This is a genomic window from Paenibacillus sp. 276b, from assembly GCF_900107875.1.
GTDB lineage: Bacteria > Bacillota > Bacilli > Paenibacillales > Paenibacillaceae > Paenibacillus > Paenibacillus marchantiae.
Window position 1 is genome coordinate 41,751 of record NZ_FNRR01000004.1, and the last position, 16,152, is coordinate 57,902.

Sequence of the window (16,152 nt, forward strand, 5' to 3'; positions counted from 1 at the left end):
CTTTTGTTATAGGAATACACGGTATTATACAAAATCCATATGGGGATGGATTCATTTCTGTTATTGAATCTATTGCAGCGCCGGTACAGGCACTTTTTGAACCTGATCGATCGTTCCGCCGCCGAGACACACATCTCCATCATAAAACACAACGGCTTGACCTGGCGTGATCGCTTTTTGCTGTTGGTCAAACTGTACATCCACGCTGCCATCTTCCTGCCATGTCAGGGTTACACCCTGATCCGGCTGACGATAGCGGAATTTGGCGGTACAACGGAATGGTACGTTAGGCATGTGTGCTGCACCTGCGATCCAGTTTACACCTGTTGCAGTCAGACCGGTTGAATACAGGCTTGCATGTGCATCGCCTTGAACGACAAGCAGTTGATTTTTCTCCAAATCCTTGTCTGCCACGAACCAGGGTTCACCATTACCGGAACCGCCAATGCCGAGACCTTGACGTTGTCCAAGCGTATAGTACATCAGACCATCATGACGGCCCTTCACTTCTCCGGTTGCAATATCAACCATGTCTCCACCTTTGGCAGGAAGATAGTTGCTCAGGAACTCTTTGAAGTTGCGCTCGCCGATGAAGCAGACACCTGTGCTATCTTTTTTCTTCGCGGTGTACAGGCCAGCTGCTTCTGCAATCTTGCGCACTTCCGGTTTTGGAAGATGACCAATCGGGAACATGGCTTTGGACAGCTGGTTCTGATTCAGTGCATTGAGGAAGTACGTTTGGTCTTTGTTACTGTCCACACCGCGCAGCAGTTTGAACGTTCCATCTTCTTCAATGAGGCGAGCATAGTGGCCTGTAGCCACATAATCAGCGCCGAGATCCAGTGCTTTGTTCAGGAATTCGCCGAATTTGATCTCACGATTACACATGACATCAGGATTCGGAGTCCGACCCGACTTATATTCATCAAGGAAATAGGAAAATACTTTATCAAAGTACTCTTTCTCGAAGTTGACAGTGTAGTAAGGAATGCCGATCTGTTCGCAAACCCGGCGTACGTCCTCTGAATCTTCTTCAGCAGTACAGTGGCCGAACTCGTCCGTGTCATCCCAGTTTTTCATGAAAATGCCGATGACATCGTAACCCTGCTCCTTCAGCAGCAGTGCGGTGACGGAAGAATCGACACCTCCGGACATGCCAACGACGACCCGTGTATTTTCAATTGTTTTGGACATCGTTATCACCATTTCTCTATATAAATGTGTTTCGTTTCTTATTCTAGCATAACCGGACTCAAGTTACGATACACCCGGCCAACTTTGGATAGTGTCCACCACAGGCGCACATTTTGGAATTTCGTCAATCTTTTTTTTCCATAAAGCATGCAGATATGTTAACATTAGCTGAGGGTTATGATCGGAATACGGAGGATTAGAGGGAATAGGTCTGTATTTTTCATATCCCGCTGTGGCGGATCCTAGAAAGACGGTCTTGGACCACATCCTGTTATTTTATGTTTTACAACTTGTTTTTTCGAAAATTGAAAGAGGTGACTCCTTTGAAAATATCGACAAAGGGCCGTTATGGGCTCACAATCATGATGGAGCTGGCAGCCAGAACAGGCGAAGGCCCTACATCTTTGAAAAGTATTGCCGAGCGCAACCAGCTCTCGGAGCATTATCTGGAGCAATTGATCGCTCCCCTGCGTAATGCAGGACTGGTCAAGAGTATCCGTGGCGCCTACGGCGGTTACATTCTGGCAGGCGATCCTGCTACCGTAACGGCAGGGGATGTTATTCGTGTACTGGAAGGTCCAATCTCTCCAGTGGATTTCACGGAGGAAGATGATCCGGCGAAGCGCGATTTGTGGTTGCGCATCCGTGATGGCATTGCAGAAGTATTGGATTCAACAACGCTGAAGGATCTGATTACATTCCAGGATCAGGAGCAAAAAGACAGCTACATGTTCTATATCTAATATAGTTGATGATGAGCATCACAGACGACACACTAAAGCCCCCTATTTGGGGGCTTTAGCCGTGCAACAAGCTTCTTTAATGGTTTGAAAATATGGAAGTCCAACATATAACGGGGTGAAATCAATGAAAAGAATATATTTGGATCACGCCGCATCGACACCTATGCACCCACAAGTCGCGGAAGCGATGATGAAAGTTATGACAGGGCAATATGGCAATGCATCAAGTATCCATGCCTTTGGGCGTGAAGCCAAACGGACCGTCAGTGGAGCAAGGGATGTCATTGCGGCGTCTTTGGGTTGTTTCCCAGATGAACTCGTATTCACCGGAGGCGGCACGGAAAGTGACAATCTGGCGATATTTGGCGCAGTTTCAGCGAGAAATGAACGGGGACGGCACATCATTACAACGGCCATTGAGCATCATGCGGTACTGCATACTTGTCAGGAGTTGGAGCGACAAGGCTATGACGTGACCTATTTGCCTGTAGATGAGTACGGAAGAATACGTTTGGAAGAGCTGAAAGATGCCATCCGGCCAGACACAGTGCTGATCACCATGATGTATGCCAATAATGAAGTGGGTACGATTCAGCCTATCCGCGAAATTGGTGAACTGGCTCGTCAACATGATATTTTGTTCCATACCGATGCAGTTCAGGCTCTTGGCACCCAGGAAATATCTTGCAAGGAACTGCCTGTGGATCTGATCAGCTTCTCTGCTCATAAAACTAATGGCCCTCAAGGCGTGGGTGCACTATACGTACGGCGCGGAATTGTACTGGAAGCGAGATCTCATGGTGGCCTTCAGGAACGGCAACGACGGGCGGGTACCGAGAATATAGCGGGTATCGCTGGTTTTGCGGAGGCGTTGAAAATATCAGGAGAACAAGCGGATGCTCGCCGTGAACATGATTTGGCATTGCGATCAGTACTTCTGGAACAACTGGAGCAGCATGTAGGGGCGGAGCATTTTCATGTCAACGGACATCCGGAATTTACGCTGCCTAATATCCTAAACATCAGCTTTCCGGAAGTATCCACAGAGACGATGCTCATGAATCTGGATATGGAAGGCATCGCAGTTGCGAGCGGTTCGGCATGTACTTCCGGTTCCCTCGAAGTATCCCATGTGCTGAAAGCGATGAAGCTGCCGGAGACATTTTTGCATTCCGCGATTCGTTTTAGCTGGGGGTTGGGTAATACTACGGAAGAAATCATGATAACCGCCGAAAAAATTGGAACCATTCTTGGGCGACTGCGTAATAGAGCCTAAGGGGCTCTTTGCACATGGAACAGAAGGAGGGAAGAAGTTCCATTTCATCGGTTGGATAGAAGCGGTTTTGATGATCGGCGTCTGATTGCCACTCATCAACTTTGGGCATACCTAGCAATAGCGCCGCGACTATTTAATGATAAGAAGATGAGGGGGACCCTGCGATGAAGCTTCAGGAAATGATCGGACTTGCCGTTTTTGACGTTGAGGATGGAAAGCAGGTCGGTAAAATCCAGGATTTCATTGTGAATGACGATTGGAAAATTGAAGGCATTGAACTTGAAAACAAAGGCCTGTTTACCAGTCATGTCAAAATCGTGCAGTGGCAAGATATCGTTGCCTACGGCGAAGATGCCGTCATGATCCGTAATCAACAGGCTGTCCGCAAAACGGGAGCCGACGACATAAAACACACGTACCTCCTCGGCCAGTCTAAATTGAAGGAGATGTCCGTGCTCACCGAAGAAGGTTTGCTGCTTGGACGTGTCTCTGATGTTTATTTTGACCAGGAGTTGGGAAATACAATAATAGGGATTGAAATTACGGACGGTTTTGTGTCCGATTTGATTGAGGGCCGCAAATGGCTGCCATGTACAAGCGATATGTCTATTGGGGAAAGTGCCATTATGGTGCCGCCGCTGAGTGAACAGCGCTTGGAAAATGCCATTCATTCTGTTAATGGATAGGTGAATGAATATGAAATGTCCAAACTGTAGTTCCAAAGATATTGGGAAAATCGGTTCCCACCAGTTTTATTGCTGGGGATGCTTTATCGAATTAACAGTGAACGGTGAGAAAATGTCCGTATACCAAGTGGAAGAAGATGGCACGCTCAGCTCCCTCGATGATCTGTTCTTCGGGGAAGAGCTGCCGCAAGACTTCCCTCATCTTCATGCTTCTTCTTAATAAGAAGCATAACTTCTTCTATATGCGGTTTCATGACAAAGACTGTCATTGAATGCTGTCATGAAATGATGACAGATGTATATAGTTGCGGTTACATAGTGGTTCAAGGGAACTTGTATGAATATATGCTAACCCGGATCACAAGATGCGTCTCCTTCGTTATGAAGGAGACGCTTTTTTTGTGTGTTAATAAATATTCCCTTCCTTACATATACTGACTTTCAGAGCCAGTCCAAAAGGGAGAGATGCAAGTGGAACAATTAACCAAAAACAAGCTGTTCCGTTATGCCATCTGGCTGCTACTCGGATTGATTATTCTGTATTTTATATGGCTGCTGCGGCCATTACTGCTTCATATATATGGATTTTTGAAAACAGTGCTGGCACCATTTATCGTGGCCCTCATCATATCCTATGTTCTCAATCCGATTGTAAGCATGCTGGGAGGGCGCAAAGTCCCTCGAACCATTGCCGTGCTGTTAATCTATGCTTTTTTCCTCACCTGTATCGGGGTCATCTTGATGAATGTGATTCCAGTGTTGATTGAACAGTTGGAGGAACTGAACGAGCATATGCCTGAACTGTCAATGCGTGCTCAGAGTCTGATGAACAATATGGATCACAAATTAATGCCGCCAAGTGTGCGCACGGGTATGAACAGCTGGTTTTTCCAGATGGAGGATCGGCTGACACAGGGGATTACGAAGCTGATGGATAATATCGGGACAACCATTAATGTGTTGTTCAACGTGTTTATCGTGCCATTTCTCATTTTCTATATGTTAAAAGATTTTGAGGTGTTCGAGCGTACGATTGTGGCGTACCTGCCCCGCTCACGGCGCAAGGCCATTGTTTCGGTTATGAAAGAGATTGACACGGCCTTGGGAAACTATATTCGCGGACAATTTATCGTCTGTGTGATTGTGGGCATCTTTGCCTACATTGGTTACATGGTCATTGATATGCCTTATGCACTGCTGCTCGCGAGCATTGTCGCTGTATTTAACATCGTACCTTATTTGGGCCCGTTTCTTGGAGCAGCTCCTGCTGTGGTGATGGCGTCTACGGTATCGTTCAAAATGGTGCTCTTCGTTGTCATTGTGAACACACTGTGCCAGGTGCTGGAGAGCAACGTCATCTCCCCTCAGGTGGTAGGGCGGACTTTGCATTTACATCCGTTGTCGATTATCTTCGCGCTCCTTGTGGGAGGCGAACTGGCGGGCATAGTAGGTCTCATTCTAGCGGTGCCAGTTTTTGCTGTTCTGAAGGTCATTGTGCAGCACTTTTTTGCCTATTACATCAAAAGAAGAACGGACTAATCGTAGCAACAGTCTGGTCCTAAAGGGTGCGTTGACACCATATAGGCATATCGATATAATGGAGGGGTATGTTTAGAACAAGAAATCGATGATGAAATGAAGTACGCCGAGGTTCCTTTCCTCAGAGAATAGACTTCTTCGGATCAGATGTAATCTGAGCCCGATGGCTGGAAGAGTCTTGAAAGTTGAAGCGGCGGAAAGCTGATTTCGGAGTGCAGGACAACCCTGCCGGGAGCGACCGTTATTTCGCATCAACGAGGAGATTGTTTGTTTCATCTGCGGATGAACAGCAATAACCAGGGTGGTACCGCGATTACAATCGTCCCTGACTATCAGGGGCGTTTTTTGTGTTTATTTTTACTTGTTAACAACCCGGAGCGAATACGCACCGGACTATTATAATTAATTGGGGGCACTCCGTATGAAAGCCAGTGAAATCCGGTCCAAATGGATAGAGTTTTTTGCAAGTAAAGGTCACAAAATCGAGCCAAGCGCATCGCTTGTACCTCATAATGATCCATCCCTTCTGTGGATCAATGCGGGTATGGCACCATTGAAACCGTATTTTGACGGTCGGGAGAAACCGGAGAATCCACGTCTTGCCAACTCCCAAAAATGTATTCGTACGAACGATATTGAAAATGTCGGCAAAACTCGCCGTCACCATACGTTCTTCGAAATGCTCGGTAACTTCTCCATCGGAGACTATTTCAAGGAAGAGACGATTACTTGGGCATGGGAATTTCTCACAAGCAAAGAATGGATCGGTTTTGATCCGGAACGTCTCTCCGTAACGGTATACCCTGAAGACGAAGAAGCTTTCAAACTATGGAACGAAAAAGTAGGCTTGCCTGCTGAGCGTATCATCAAACTGGATGAGAACTTTTGGGATATCGGCGAAGGTCCGTGTGGACCTTGTACCGAAATCTTCTATGATCGTGGCGAAGCTTATGGCAACGACATGAATGATCCCGAGATGTATCCAGGCGGGGAAAATGAACGTTACCTCGAAGTATGGAACCTGGTATTCTCCCAGTTCAATCACAACAAGGACGGTAGCTACACACCGCTTCCGAACAAAAATATTGATACAGGCGCAGGTCTGGAACGCTTTGCATCCATTCTGCAAAATGTGGATTCCAACTTTGACACAGATCTGTTCCAACCAATGATTCAAAGAACAGCGGCTCTTGCCGGTGTGAAATATAATGACAGCGTAGAGATTGACGTTGCACTTAAAGTCATTGCCGACCACATTCGGACCGTTGCCTTTGCTGTAGGTGATGGCGTTCTGCCAAGTAATGAAGGACGCGGATATGTCATTCGCCGTTTGCTCCGCCGTGCCGTACGTTATGGAAAAGTACTGGGACTGGACCGTCCATTCCTATATGAACTGATAACGACTGTTGGTGAAGTGATGGGGATGTACTACCCGGAAGTCGTGGACAAACAGGAGTTTATCGCTAAAGTGATCAAAACCGAGGAAGAGCGTTTCCACGAAACACTCACAGATGGTCTGGCTATTCTTGCGGATATCAGCGGCACAGCCAAGTCCGAAGGACGTACGGTTATTAGCGGGCCTGAAGCGTTCAAACTATATGATACGTACGGTTTCCCGTTTGACCTGACAGAAGATTATGCAGCAGAGCATGGTCTGACGGTAGATCGTGAAGGTTTTGATGCTTCGATGCAGAAGCAGCGTGAGCTGGGACGTGCAGGACGCCAAGAAAGCGAGAGCATGAAGGTTCAAGGCGGACCGCTTGCCGATCTTGCGGTTAAAAGCGAGTTTGTTGGTTATAATGACCTGTTGACGGAAGCAAAAGTGGTAGCCATCGTTGCTGGTGACGCACTGGTAGACTCCGTAAGCGAAGGACAGACATGCCAGGTCATCCTTGATAAGACTCCGTTCTATGCGGAAAGTGGCGGACAAGTGAGTGACCAGGGCTTGCTGCGCGGAGCCAGTGTAACGGCGAAAGTGCAAGGTCTGTTCAAAGCTCCGCTGGGACAACACGTACATCTGGTGACTGTAGAGTCCGGTGAACTGCGTGTGGGTGATGTGATTAAAGCTGAAGTGGATGCGTCCAAACGCGGCGATATTATCAAAAACCATACCGCAACTCATTTGCTGCACAAAGCGCTCAAAGATGTGCTCGGAACGCATGTCAATCAGGCAGGATCACTCGTAGAGCCTCAACGTCTGCGCTTTGACTTCTCGCACTTCGGCAGTATTACGCCGGAAGAATTAACAGAGATCGAGCGTCAGGTAAACGAACAGATCTGGAATCGTCTGAACGTAAACATTGAACTGAAAGCTATTGATGAAGCTAAAGAAATGGGTGCAATGGCACTGTTCGGTGAAAAATACGGCGATATCGTACGTGTGGTACAAGTCGGAGACTATAGTTTGGAACTTTGTGGCGGCTGTCACGTAAACAATACATCAGAGATTGGTATCTTCAAGCTGTTGAGCGAGAGCGGAATCGGCTCCGGCGTACGTCGGATCGAAGCTGTGACTGGCCGTGGCGCGTATCTGTATGTAGAAAGTCAGCTTGAATTGCTCAAACAATCCGCATCCCTGCTCAAAGCAAATGTGGCGGATGTTCCTAAACGCATTGAAGGTTTGAATCAGCAATTGAAAGAAGCTGCGAGAGAGACTGAATCACTGCAAAGCAAACTGAGTGCCATGGAAGCAGGCGCATTGACAGATCAAGTGGTACAAGCAGGAAATACACAATTGCTTGCAGCTCGTGTGGATGCTCCGAACATGGATGCACTGCGTACAGTGGCTGATGAATTGAAAGTAAAACTGCCTAATGCAGTACTCGTACTGGGTGCTCCATCTGACGGCAAAGTGAATTTTGTTGTAGCTGTCCCTGCTGAACAAGTAAAACAAGGGCTGCATGCAGGTAAAATCGTCAAGGAAGTTGCGGCAGTATGCGGCGGCGGAGGTGGCGGACGTCCTGATATGGCGCAAGCCGGAGGCAAGGATGCAACCAAGCTGGATGAAGCGTTGAAACTGGCGGTTTCACTGGTTAGCGGGCATATTGCATAAATCCATTGAGCGGCTTTCAATCTTCAAAATATAAATCGAAATGGTTCTGTTCGTTTATATTTTGTACCCGAAAGCGAGTGGAATCGAATGATGCAATATGCTGAAGCCAGTAAAGGACAAGCAAAAAACACAATTGGCTTATCCTTTGTTTACTTGTGGCAGTCAGAATATGTTATTATATAAGCAGAAATCAATTCGGCAGGACATGGTCCCCATGTTCATGCAGGAGCGAGGTGTCATCAATGGACTCCATGGATAAGACGGTTAAATTTAATGTGAAAGCCGACGAGCAGGAAGCATCCTCCAAAGAGATTCTTCTCACGGTATATGATGCACTGGTGGATAAGGAGTATAATCCTATTAACCAGATTGTCGGGTATCTGATTTCTGGAGACCCCGCATACATCCCTCGTCACAACAATGCACGCAGTCTGGTCCGTAAAAAAGAGCGTGATGAGCTGATTGAAGAGCTTGTTCGTTCTTATCTGGCCAATCACCGGTAATGTACATCGCTTCCGCTGTGATGCAGCTATGCAGGCAGCGGGAAATGAACCGACAGAAGACAGCCTGAAGCTTGAGAAGGCGATTATTAATCGACCTAAGCAGGCTTGAGGATGGGAGAGCATGGATGAAAATATTAGGTTTGGACTATGGGGACCGAAGAATCGGAGTTGCCGCTAGTGACGCCTTCGGTTGGACTGCCCAGGGATTGGAAGTACTTGAACGCCGCCGGGATGAAGGTGAGTTCGTTCGGATTGCTGAACTTGTGCGTGAGCATGAGATTGGCGAGATCGTAGTCGGACTTCCCAAAAACATGAACGGCACCGTAGGGCCGCGTGGTGAAATATGCATCGCTTTTGCCGACCGCCTGCGGGGCGAACTGAATTTACCTGTTCACCTTTGGGATGAACGGCTGACAACCATGGCAGCAGAACGAACGTTGCTTGAAGCGGATGTCAGTCGCAAAAAACGCAAGCAGGTTGTGGACAAAATGGCCGCAAGCTTGATTTTGCAAAATTATTTGGATGCCAATAGTAAAAGGTGAGGGGGATCAACAATGGCTGAAGATCAACTGGGTATGGAAGAAGAATCGGAGATTATTTACATTGCGGATGACGAGGGTAATGAAGAGGAATTCGAAGTCATCATGAAATTCGAAGTGGACGGTTCGGAGGCCAAGTACATGATGGTTGCTCCGGTTGAACCCGAAGATGGAGAGACGGATGTTTATGCATTCCGTTATGAAGAAGAGGGCGACGATATTAAACTTTTCGTCATCCAAGATGATGCCGAATGGGATATCGTCGAGGAGACGTTTAATACATTTCTTGCAGAAGATGAAGAGGAAGCGAACTAAATGACAGAATACAGCCGCGAAGACTTGAAATGGACAGATTCGCTGCGTCTGGCTTTTGGTGCTCACGTTGAGCTGGAAGAAGAGAACGGTAAATCGCATCCGTATGACCTGTTGGCTGAGTTTGAAGTGAAGGGCCAACAGTATGCGGTGCTCCGCAGTTCATTACGTCCTTATGACGAAGTTGAACTTCTGCGGGTTTTACCGGGAAGTGAAGGCCAGATCATGCCGGAATTAGTTACGATTGACGATGATGATGAGTGGGAGAACATCTCGGAACTGTATGATGAATGTACACTCCCCATTGACGAAGATTAATCAGCTTCAAATTGAAGAAACCGGGAGGGCGGAGAAGTCCGCTCTTTTTGGTTGTGTAAAGGAGTTGTTTCTTTTTTGAAAGGGAAAGCAATAGTAGTCATACTGCTTATCATTGTAGTTCTTGCCGGAGGCGCAGGCGGTTACGTATGGAGTATGATGCGTCCCGTGGAAGCTTCTACAGAACCGGTCGTATTCGAGATTAAGAGCGGATCGGGAACTTCGAAAATCGCGGATCAGCTTCAAGAGGAAGGCCTCATTCGAAGCGGGTTAACATTTAAAGGGTATTTAAAGTGGAAAAACCTAGGTTCTAATTTCATGGCGGGTACATATTCTATGAATCCTGGCGTGACATATGATGAGATTGTTAGCAAGTTGAGTAGTGGCGAAGTTGTACCAGAGGAAATGGTGAAATTTACGATTCCGGAGGGTTATACTGTTCTGCAAATGGCGGGTAAGCTTTCTTATGAGCATGTCGTAGATCGAGATGAATTCATCAAGCTGGCCAATGATCCTTCGGCCTTTGATGTAGATATCGTCAAAAATATTCCAGTGGATGAAGAACTTCGCTACGTATTGGAAGGGTATCTGTTCCCGGAAACGTATGAGCTGAAAAAAGGAAGTTCCACGCATGATGTGATGCAACGGATGCTGGAAGAATTTCAGACCAAGATTAATTCCATTCCTGATTTGGAAGCCAAGCTCCAAGAGAAGAACCTTTCCCTGCATGAACTGCTGACCATTGCGTCACTGGTGGAGAAAGAAGTTGTAGTGGATGAGGAACGTGCTCTGGTTGCAGGTGTAATCTACAATCGGATTAATCAGGATATGAAGCTGGAGATTGATGCTACCGTGCAATATCTGCTCGACAAGCCGAAGGAGCGGTTGTTTTTCAAGGATCTAAAGGTGCAAAGTCCCTATAATACGTATCTGAATAAAGGCTTGCCACCAGGTCCAATTGCCAGTCCAAGTCTTCCGTCCATTGAGGCAGCGCTAAATCCGGAAGCTTCGGAGTATCTGTTCTATGTGACGAAAAAGGATGGCTCGTCTGGACATCTGTTTGCCAAAACGTATAAGGAACATCAGCAAAATATAGCCAAAAGTAAGGCTGCGCAATAAGCGGAGGGGATGTATATGAGTACGAAACATGAACTGCTCGTTACGGCGGCAAATGTGAAAGAGGCAGAGGTGCTGCTCCAAGCAGGAGCAGATGCTTTGTTAATTGGGGATGATCGCTTCGGCATGCGTCTTCCCGGCAGCTTCAGTGTGGAAGAAACAGCAGAGGTCGTTGCCGTTGCAGCGAAACATCAGGCTCGTGTATACGTGTCCATGAACAATCTGATGTCCAACGAGCTGCTAAAGGAATTACCTGAATATGTTCAAGCACTGGGTAAAATCGGTGTTCATGGGGTGGAGTTCAACGATCCATCTGTGCTCGCCGCTATTAAGGAGCATGCTCCGCATATCCAGCTGCACTGGAACGCTGAGATGACATCGACCAACTATGCAACAGCCAACTACTGGGGAACTAAAGGAGCGAGTCGTGTCGTGCTTGCTCGGGAGCTGAATATGGACGAGCTTACAGAGATGGTTCCATTTCTGAAGGTGGAAGCTCAGGTTCAGGTGCATGGCATGACGAACATTTATCATTCCAAACGGAGTCTGGTGCAAAGTTATATGTCCCATCAGGGGCGTCCTGTAGAGGGGCATTTGGGTAAAGAGCGTGGTTTATTTCTGATCGAGGCTGAACGCCGGGATGAGAAGTTCCCGATCTATGAAGATCTGAACGGAACTCACATCATGAGTTCGGAGGATATTTGTATTCTCGAAGATCTTCATCTATTGATGGAGGCCGGGGTACACAGCTTCAAAATCGAAGGCATGTTAAAATCGCTTGCGTATAACGAAGCTGTTGTACGTGCATACCGTATAGCTCTGGACAGTTATGCAGCTGATGCCGATGCTTATGCATTTTGTGAAGAATGGCTGGACGAGGTTCGTCAGTTGCAGGACCCTGAACGGGAATTGTCGTTTGGATTTTTCTATAAAGAACAGGTGTATTAATAGACGAGGTGAACAACATGGAAACAGTGGCGGTACAGCGGAAGTTCTCGGGTAAACGTAACCGTCTGGACAAACCGGAGCTGCTTGCTCCGGCGGGCAACCTGGAAAAACTTAAATTTGCAATCCATTATGGTGCAGATGCTGTGTATATCGGTGGACAGGCATACGGATTGCGTTCCAACGCGGATAACTTTAGCTTTGAAGAGATGCGTGAAGGTGTGGAATTTGCTAAAAAATATGGAGCTAAAGTTTTCGTGGCAACCAATATTTATGCTCATAATGAAGATATCGAAGGTATTCAAGCGTATTTGCAAAACTTGTATGATGCAGGAATTGCAGCTATTATCGTAGCAGATCCAGCAATTATTGAAGTGGCTCAGCGTGCAGTACCGGGTCTGGAAGTGCATTTGAGTACACAACAATCCACTTTGAACTGGCAAGCTGTGAAGTTCTGGAAGGATGAAGGTCTTCCACGCGTCGTTCTTGGTCGTGAGACAAGCTTTGAGGAGATTGAAGAAATCAAAGCCAATGTGGATATCGAGATCGAAGCCTTTATTCATGGAGCGATGTGTTCGTCATATTCCGGACGTTGTGTGTTGTCCAACCATTTTACGGATCGGGACTCCAACCGGGGTGGCTGCTGCCAATCCTGCCGCTGGAAGTATGATCTCTTTGAAGATGCCCGGGAAGATACCGTGTGGGTCAGCGAAGAAGAAATGCAAATGCAGGCACCTGCACCATTCAAATTGGGCGAGAACCAGCTGCCCCTATTCCAGGAACAGGACAATTCTTTTTCCATGGGTTCGAAGGATCTGTGCATGATTGGGCATATTCCTGAGCTGATTGATGTTGGTGTGGATAGCTTCAAAATCGAAGGTCGCATGAAGTCGATTCACTACGTGGCTACCGTGGTTAACGTATATCGTCAGGCTATCGATTCTTATATGGCTGACCCGGAGAACTATGTATTGAAGCCTGAGTGGGTAGAGGAAATGAACAAGGCAGCGAATCGTCCACTGAATACCGGATTTTTCTATGATACACCGGATCATGAGGATCACATCTATGAACCGGAAGAAAAAGCGGTACCTTTTGACTTTGCTGGATTGGTGATGGACTATGATGCGGCTACAGGAATGGCGACCATTCAACAGCGCAATCATTTCAAACCTGGACAGGAAATCGAATTTTTCGGTCCGGGAGGCCACTTTTTCAAACAGGTGGTTGGGGAACTGCAGGATGAAGAAGGCAATGTGCTCGATGCAGCTCGTCACCCGTTACAGCGTGTAAAAATGAAGGTGGATCAACCTGTTTCCTACTTTGATATGATGAGAAAAAAGAAGTAGGTTCAAATGCCTAGTTTTTAACAAAATAATATTATGTTTTAACAATATAGTGTTATAAAATTTACAAATTTGACCTCCGTATATCGGTATAGGGGGGTCTTTTTTTTATAGAAAAATAGGAAAAAAGTTGTAATAAATTTCGAAAAAACGAAAGGGGAAAGGAGAAAGCTGTCGAATACTACATATTTATAGGGGAGAGAAAGAAAAATCCAACAAGTAAATTACTGGCAGGTGAATGGGATTGGTTCAAAAGAAGCAGAAGGACAGTGGGGAAGAGTTGAAAATACCCGAGAAGGTTAAGCCCGAGAAGGTTCAGAAAGTGAAGAAAGAAAAAGGTGTTAAAAGTAAGACAGGGGATGCCTCAGGCAAAAAGTCTTTTACATTGGGCTCAGGTAAGCTGAAGTCGGGGTGGAACAAGACCAAAAACCAGTTGAAGAATCAAAACTGGAAAGATGTTGGGGGAACCACGTTTACACAGATTAAGAAGGCTAATCCGGTTAAATCGGTAGGCGTCAAGCTGTTTTTGGTCTTTTTTGTAGGAATCATGTTTTTTGTTATTGGTTTAGGTCTATTATCCTATGCTAAAGCCAAAGATACGATTGAGAAGAATGCATCCCGATCAAATCAGGAAACGATTGAACAAACCAAACAAAAAATGGACATTATCCTGGAACGGTTTGTAGACACATCTACACAAATTTTCTTCGATCCGGAAATGCAGTCCTTGCTTCAAAAGATGTCTGATAAGAATTTGTCAGCATATGATACGTTTGTGAATTCAAGCTCCATCAACAAACAATTATCGAATATTGCTTTTACGAATAAATCTATGGAAGCGATTTATCTTGTGCCTACAGACGAAACAAGATCTACAATGGGCACAGGTAACAGCAGTTCTTCCATGGGCGACATTCGGAATGAGAGTTGGTACGACGAGTTGGTACAAGCAGGTGGATATCGCTGGCTTCCAACGGAAGTCAAAGAGGACGGCAGCACACCAACGTTCCGAATTGCCCGTTCAATGAAGAACCTGCAAGGGACAACCCAGTCCTATGTGTTAATCATTGAATTGAAATTGGAGGTTCTGGAGCAGCAATTGAAATCACTTGACTTGGGTGAAGGCGCAGTCCTCCAGCTCATTGCTCCGGACAACAAGGTTGTAGCTTCAACGATTGCTGATCGTACAGGAAAAGATACGGATTTGGCTTTTATAAAAGAGTTGAAAGAAAAATCCGGCAGCACGAATACGGAGTATACGGTGGATGGAAATTCAACCAATATGCTGGCGTCATACAGCACCATGGATACATCCGATTGGAAACTGATTGGGATGGTTCCAACTTCGATCCTGGTGAAAGATGCCAAGGGTATTCTTACACTGACTTTGTGGATGGCATTGATTGATGCCGTTATTGCGATACTGATCGGTATTTGGATGGTTCGTATGATTGCCCGCCCAATGGGCAAATTGAAAGATCTGATGCAAGAAGGTGCAAAAGGGAACCTCAAGGTGCGTACACCTTATAGCTCCCAGGATGAAATTGGCCAATTATCGGCTGCATTCAATCTGATGATGGAGCAAATTACGAAACTCGTGGAGCAAACCAACCGATCTGCACAGGAAGTATTGGATACTGCTTCTGAGCTAAGCAGTGCATCCAAGAAAACAGCAGTCTCTGCTTCAGAGATTGCCGTTGCCACTGAAGAAATTGCAGGTGGAGCAAGCAGTTTGGCAACAGAAGCGGAGCGTGGAAACGAATTGACCGACAATATCTCCCGTCAGATGGAGAGTGTGGTCGCCGCAAATGAACAAATGGGTGATTCAGCCCGCCATGTAGAGAAATCCAGTCAGACAGGTACACAGCATCTGAACCAGTTGATGACCAAAACACAGAAGACAGAAGAAATGATTGGTGCGTTGGTGAACAAAGTGGATTCCTTGAAAGAGAGCACATCCTCTGTTCTGAAGGTGCTTGACGTCATGCAGAATATTACCAAACAAACGAACATTCTCTCCTTGAATGCAACAATTGAAGCCGCTCGTGCTGGTACAGCTGGACGCGGGTTCATGGTGGTAGCAAATGAGGTTCGTCAGTTGGCTGAACAATCAAGACAGTCCATTGATATGGTCGGCGACATTACAGACAAGATTATGACCGAAATGAATGAGACGGTAGATCAACTGTCTGCAGCTTATCCATTATTTAAGGAACAGATGGATGCCGTAAAAGATACCAATGTAATATTTGCTTCAGTACAGCAACAAATGGGTGCTTTTGTTGAGAGTCTGAGCATGGTCACCGGCTCAATCGGAGATTTGAATCAATCTCAAGGTACGTTGTCCGAAGCGATGAGTAATGTCAGCGCAGTAGCTGAACAATCTTCTGCAACGTCCCAGGAAGTTGCCTCCTTGAGCAGTGAACAACAAAATATCAGCAACCAACTGGTGAATTTGTCAGCAAAACTAGAGAATGTATCGACAGAATTGAAAGATACATTGTCTCGCTTTACAGTCTAATTTGAACCTGTTTGCTTCATTTGAGAAGCCTGTCCCTAATAAGGGACAGGTTTTCTTGTTGTTGC

15 protein-coding genes are annotated in these 16,152 nt (G+C 46.3%); 14 read left to right on the plus strand and 1 reads right to left on the minus strand.

From position 1 onward, the window contains the following. Positions 1–69: 69 nt before the first annotated feature. Positions 70–1,194 (minus strand): tRNA 2-thiouridine(34) synthase MnmA, encoded by a 1,125-nt coding sequence (mnmA, locus tag BLV50_RS19415; RefSeq protein WP_064635858.1) that lies wholly within the window; start codon positions 1,192–1,194, stop codon positions 70–72. 323 nt (positions 1,195–1,517) lie between these two features. Between mnmA and cymR the strand changes: the two genes are divergently transcribed. The 14 genes from cymR (at position 1,518) to BLV50_RS19485 (ending at position 16,087) form a co-directional block, all read left to right on the plus strand. After that, positions 1,518–1,937, plus strand: coding sequence for a cysteine metabolism transcriptional regulator CymR (gene cymR / locus BLV50_RS19420; protein ID WP_063566846.1), 420 nt, complete (start codon positions 1,518–1,520; stop codon positions 1,935–1,937). A gap of 124 nt (positions 1,938–2,061) precedes the next feature. Continuing rightward, positions 2,062–3,213, plus strand: a complete 1,152-nt coding sequence (locus BLV50_RS19425; RefSeq protein ID WP_090809490.1) for a cysteine desulfurase family protein — start codon at positions 2,062–2,064, stop codon at positions 3,211–3,213. 164 nt (positions 3,214–3,377) lie between these two features. Then, complete coding sequence (locus BLV50_RS19430) at positions 3,378–3,899, plus strand: PRC-barrel domain-containing protein (RefSeq protein ID WP_024633069.1); 522 nt, start codon at positions 3,378–3,380, stop codon at positions 3,897–3,899. Between the two features lie 10 nt (positions 3,900–3,909). Beyond that, positions 3,910–4,119, plus strand: coding sequence for a hypothetical protein (locus tag BLV50_RS19435; RefSeq protein WP_024633070.1), 210 nt, complete (start codon positions 3,910–3,912; stop codon positions 4,117–4,119). Between the two features lie 251 nt (positions 4,120–4,370). Beyond that, positions 4,371–5,438, plus strand: coding sequence for an AI-2E family transporter (locus tag BLV50_RS19440; protein ID WP_063566848.1), 1,068 nt, complete (start codon positions 4,371–4,373; stop codon positions 5,436–5,438). A 421-nt stretch (positions 5,439–5,859) separates the two neighbouring features. After that, a complete protein-coding gene (alaS, locus tag BLV50_RS19445) occupies positions 5,860–8,490 on the plus strand; it encodes an alanine--tRNA ligase (protein ID WP_090809491.1) in 2,631 nt (876 codons plus the stop codon). Positions 8,491–8,732: 242 nt separating this feature from the next. Then, positions 8,733–8,993: an IreB family regulatory phosphoprotein gene (locus BLV50_RS19450; RefSeq protein WP_024633073.1), complete on the plus strand. Its 261-nt coding sequence runs from the start codon at positions 8,733–8,735 to the stop codon at positions 8,991–8,993. A 125-nt stretch (positions 8,994–9,118) separates the two neighbouring features. Then, positions 9,119–9,535: a Holliday junction resolvase RuvX gene (ruvX, locus tag BLV50_RS19455; RefSeq protein ID WP_063566850.1), complete on the plus strand. Its 417-nt coding sequence runs from the start codon at positions 9,119–9,121 to the stop codon at positions 9,533–9,535. Between the two features lie 12 nt (positions 9,536–9,547). Continuing rightward, positions 9,548–9,847: a DUF1292 domain-containing protein gene (locus BLV50_RS19460; RefSeq protein WP_024633075.1), complete on the plus strand. Its 300-nt coding sequence runs from the start codon at positions 9,548–9,550 to the stop codon at positions 9,845–9,847. Further along, a complete protein-coding gene (locus BLV50_RS19465) occupies positions 9,848–10,162 on the plus strand; it encodes a DUF1292 domain-containing protein (protein WP_024633076.1) in 315 nt (104 codons plus the stop codon). Between the two features lie 75 nt (positions 10,163–10,237). Beyond that, on the plus strand, positions 10,238–11,278 hold the full coding sequence (gene mltG / locus BLV50_RS19470) for an endolytic transglycosylase MltG (RefSeq protein ID WP_256336625.1): 1,041 nt from the start codon (positions 10,238–10,240) through the stop codon (positions 11,276–11,278). 15 nt (positions 11,279–11,293) lie between these two features. Next, entirely contained in the window at positions 11,294–12,223 is a 930-nt protein-coding gene (locus BLV50_RS19475) for a peptidase U32 family protein (protein ID WP_064635862.1), read from the plus strand. Between the two features lie 17 nt (positions 12,224–12,240). Continuing rightward, entirely contained in the window at positions 12,241–13,569 is a 1,329-nt protein-coding gene (locus tag BLV50_RS19480; protein ID WP_090809493.1) for a peptidase U32 family protein, read from the plus strand. A 235-nt stretch (positions 13,570–13,804) separates the two neighbouring features. Continuing rightward, on the plus strand, positions 13,805–16,087 hold the full coding sequence (locus BLV50_RS19485) for a methyl-accepting chemotaxis protein (RefSeq protein WP_256336624.1): 2,283 nt from the start codon (positions 13,805–13,807) through the stop codon (positions 16,085–16,087). Positions 16,088–16,152 lie beyond the last annotated feature (65 nt).

Excerpts from the sequence above, each read along its gene's own strand:
- BLV50_RS19465 (WP_024633076.1), top strand. The coding sequence starts at position 9,848 with ATGACAGAATACAGCCGCGAAGACTTGAAATGGACAGATTCGCTGCGT.
- BLV50_RS19450 (WP_024633073.1), top strand. The coding sequence starts at position 8,733 with ATGGACTCCATGGATAAGACGGTTAAATTTAATGTGAAAGCCGACGAG.
- BLV50_RS19430 (WP_024633069.1), top strand. The coding sequence starts at position 3,378 with ATGAAGCTTCAGGAAATGATCGGACTTGCCGTTTTTGACGTTGAGGAT.
- mnmA (WP_064635858.1), bottom strand. The coding sequence starts at position 1,194 with ATGTCCAAAACAATTGAAAATACACGGGTCGTCGTTGGCATGTCCGGA.
- BLV50_RS19485 (WP_256336624.1), top strand. The coding sequence starts at position 13,805 with ATGGGATTGGTTCAAAAGAAGCAGAAGGACAGTGGGGAAGAGTTGAAA.
- BLV50_RS19435 (WP_024633070.1), top strand. The coding sequence starts at position 3,910 with ATGAAATGTCCAAACTGTAGTTCCAAAGATATTGGGAAAATCGGTTCC.
- BLV50_RS19460 (WP_024633075.1), top strand. The coding sequence starts at position 9,548 with ATGGCTGAAGATCAACTGGGTATGGAAGAAGAATCGGAGATTATTTAC.
- BLV50_RS19425 (WP_090809490.1), top strand. The coding sequence starts at position 2,062 with ATGAAAAGAATATATTTGGATCACGCCGCATCGACACCTATGCACCCA.
- ruvX (WP_063566850.1), top strand. The coding sequence starts at position 9,119 with ATGAAAATATTAGGTTTGGACTATGGGGACCGAAGAATCGGAGTTGCC.
- BLV50_RS19480 (WP_090809493.1), top strand. The coding sequence starts at position 12,241 with ATGGAAACAGTGGCGGTACAGCGGAAGTTCTCGGGTAAACGTAACCGT.
- BLV50_RS19475 (WP_064635862.1), top strand. The coding sequence starts at position 11,294 with ATGAGTACGAAACATGAACTGCTCGTTACGGCGGCAAATGTGAAAGAG.
- alaS (WP_090809491.1), top strand. The coding sequence starts at position 5,860 with ATGAAAGCCAGTGAAATCCGGTCCAAATGGATAGAGTTTTTTGCAAGT.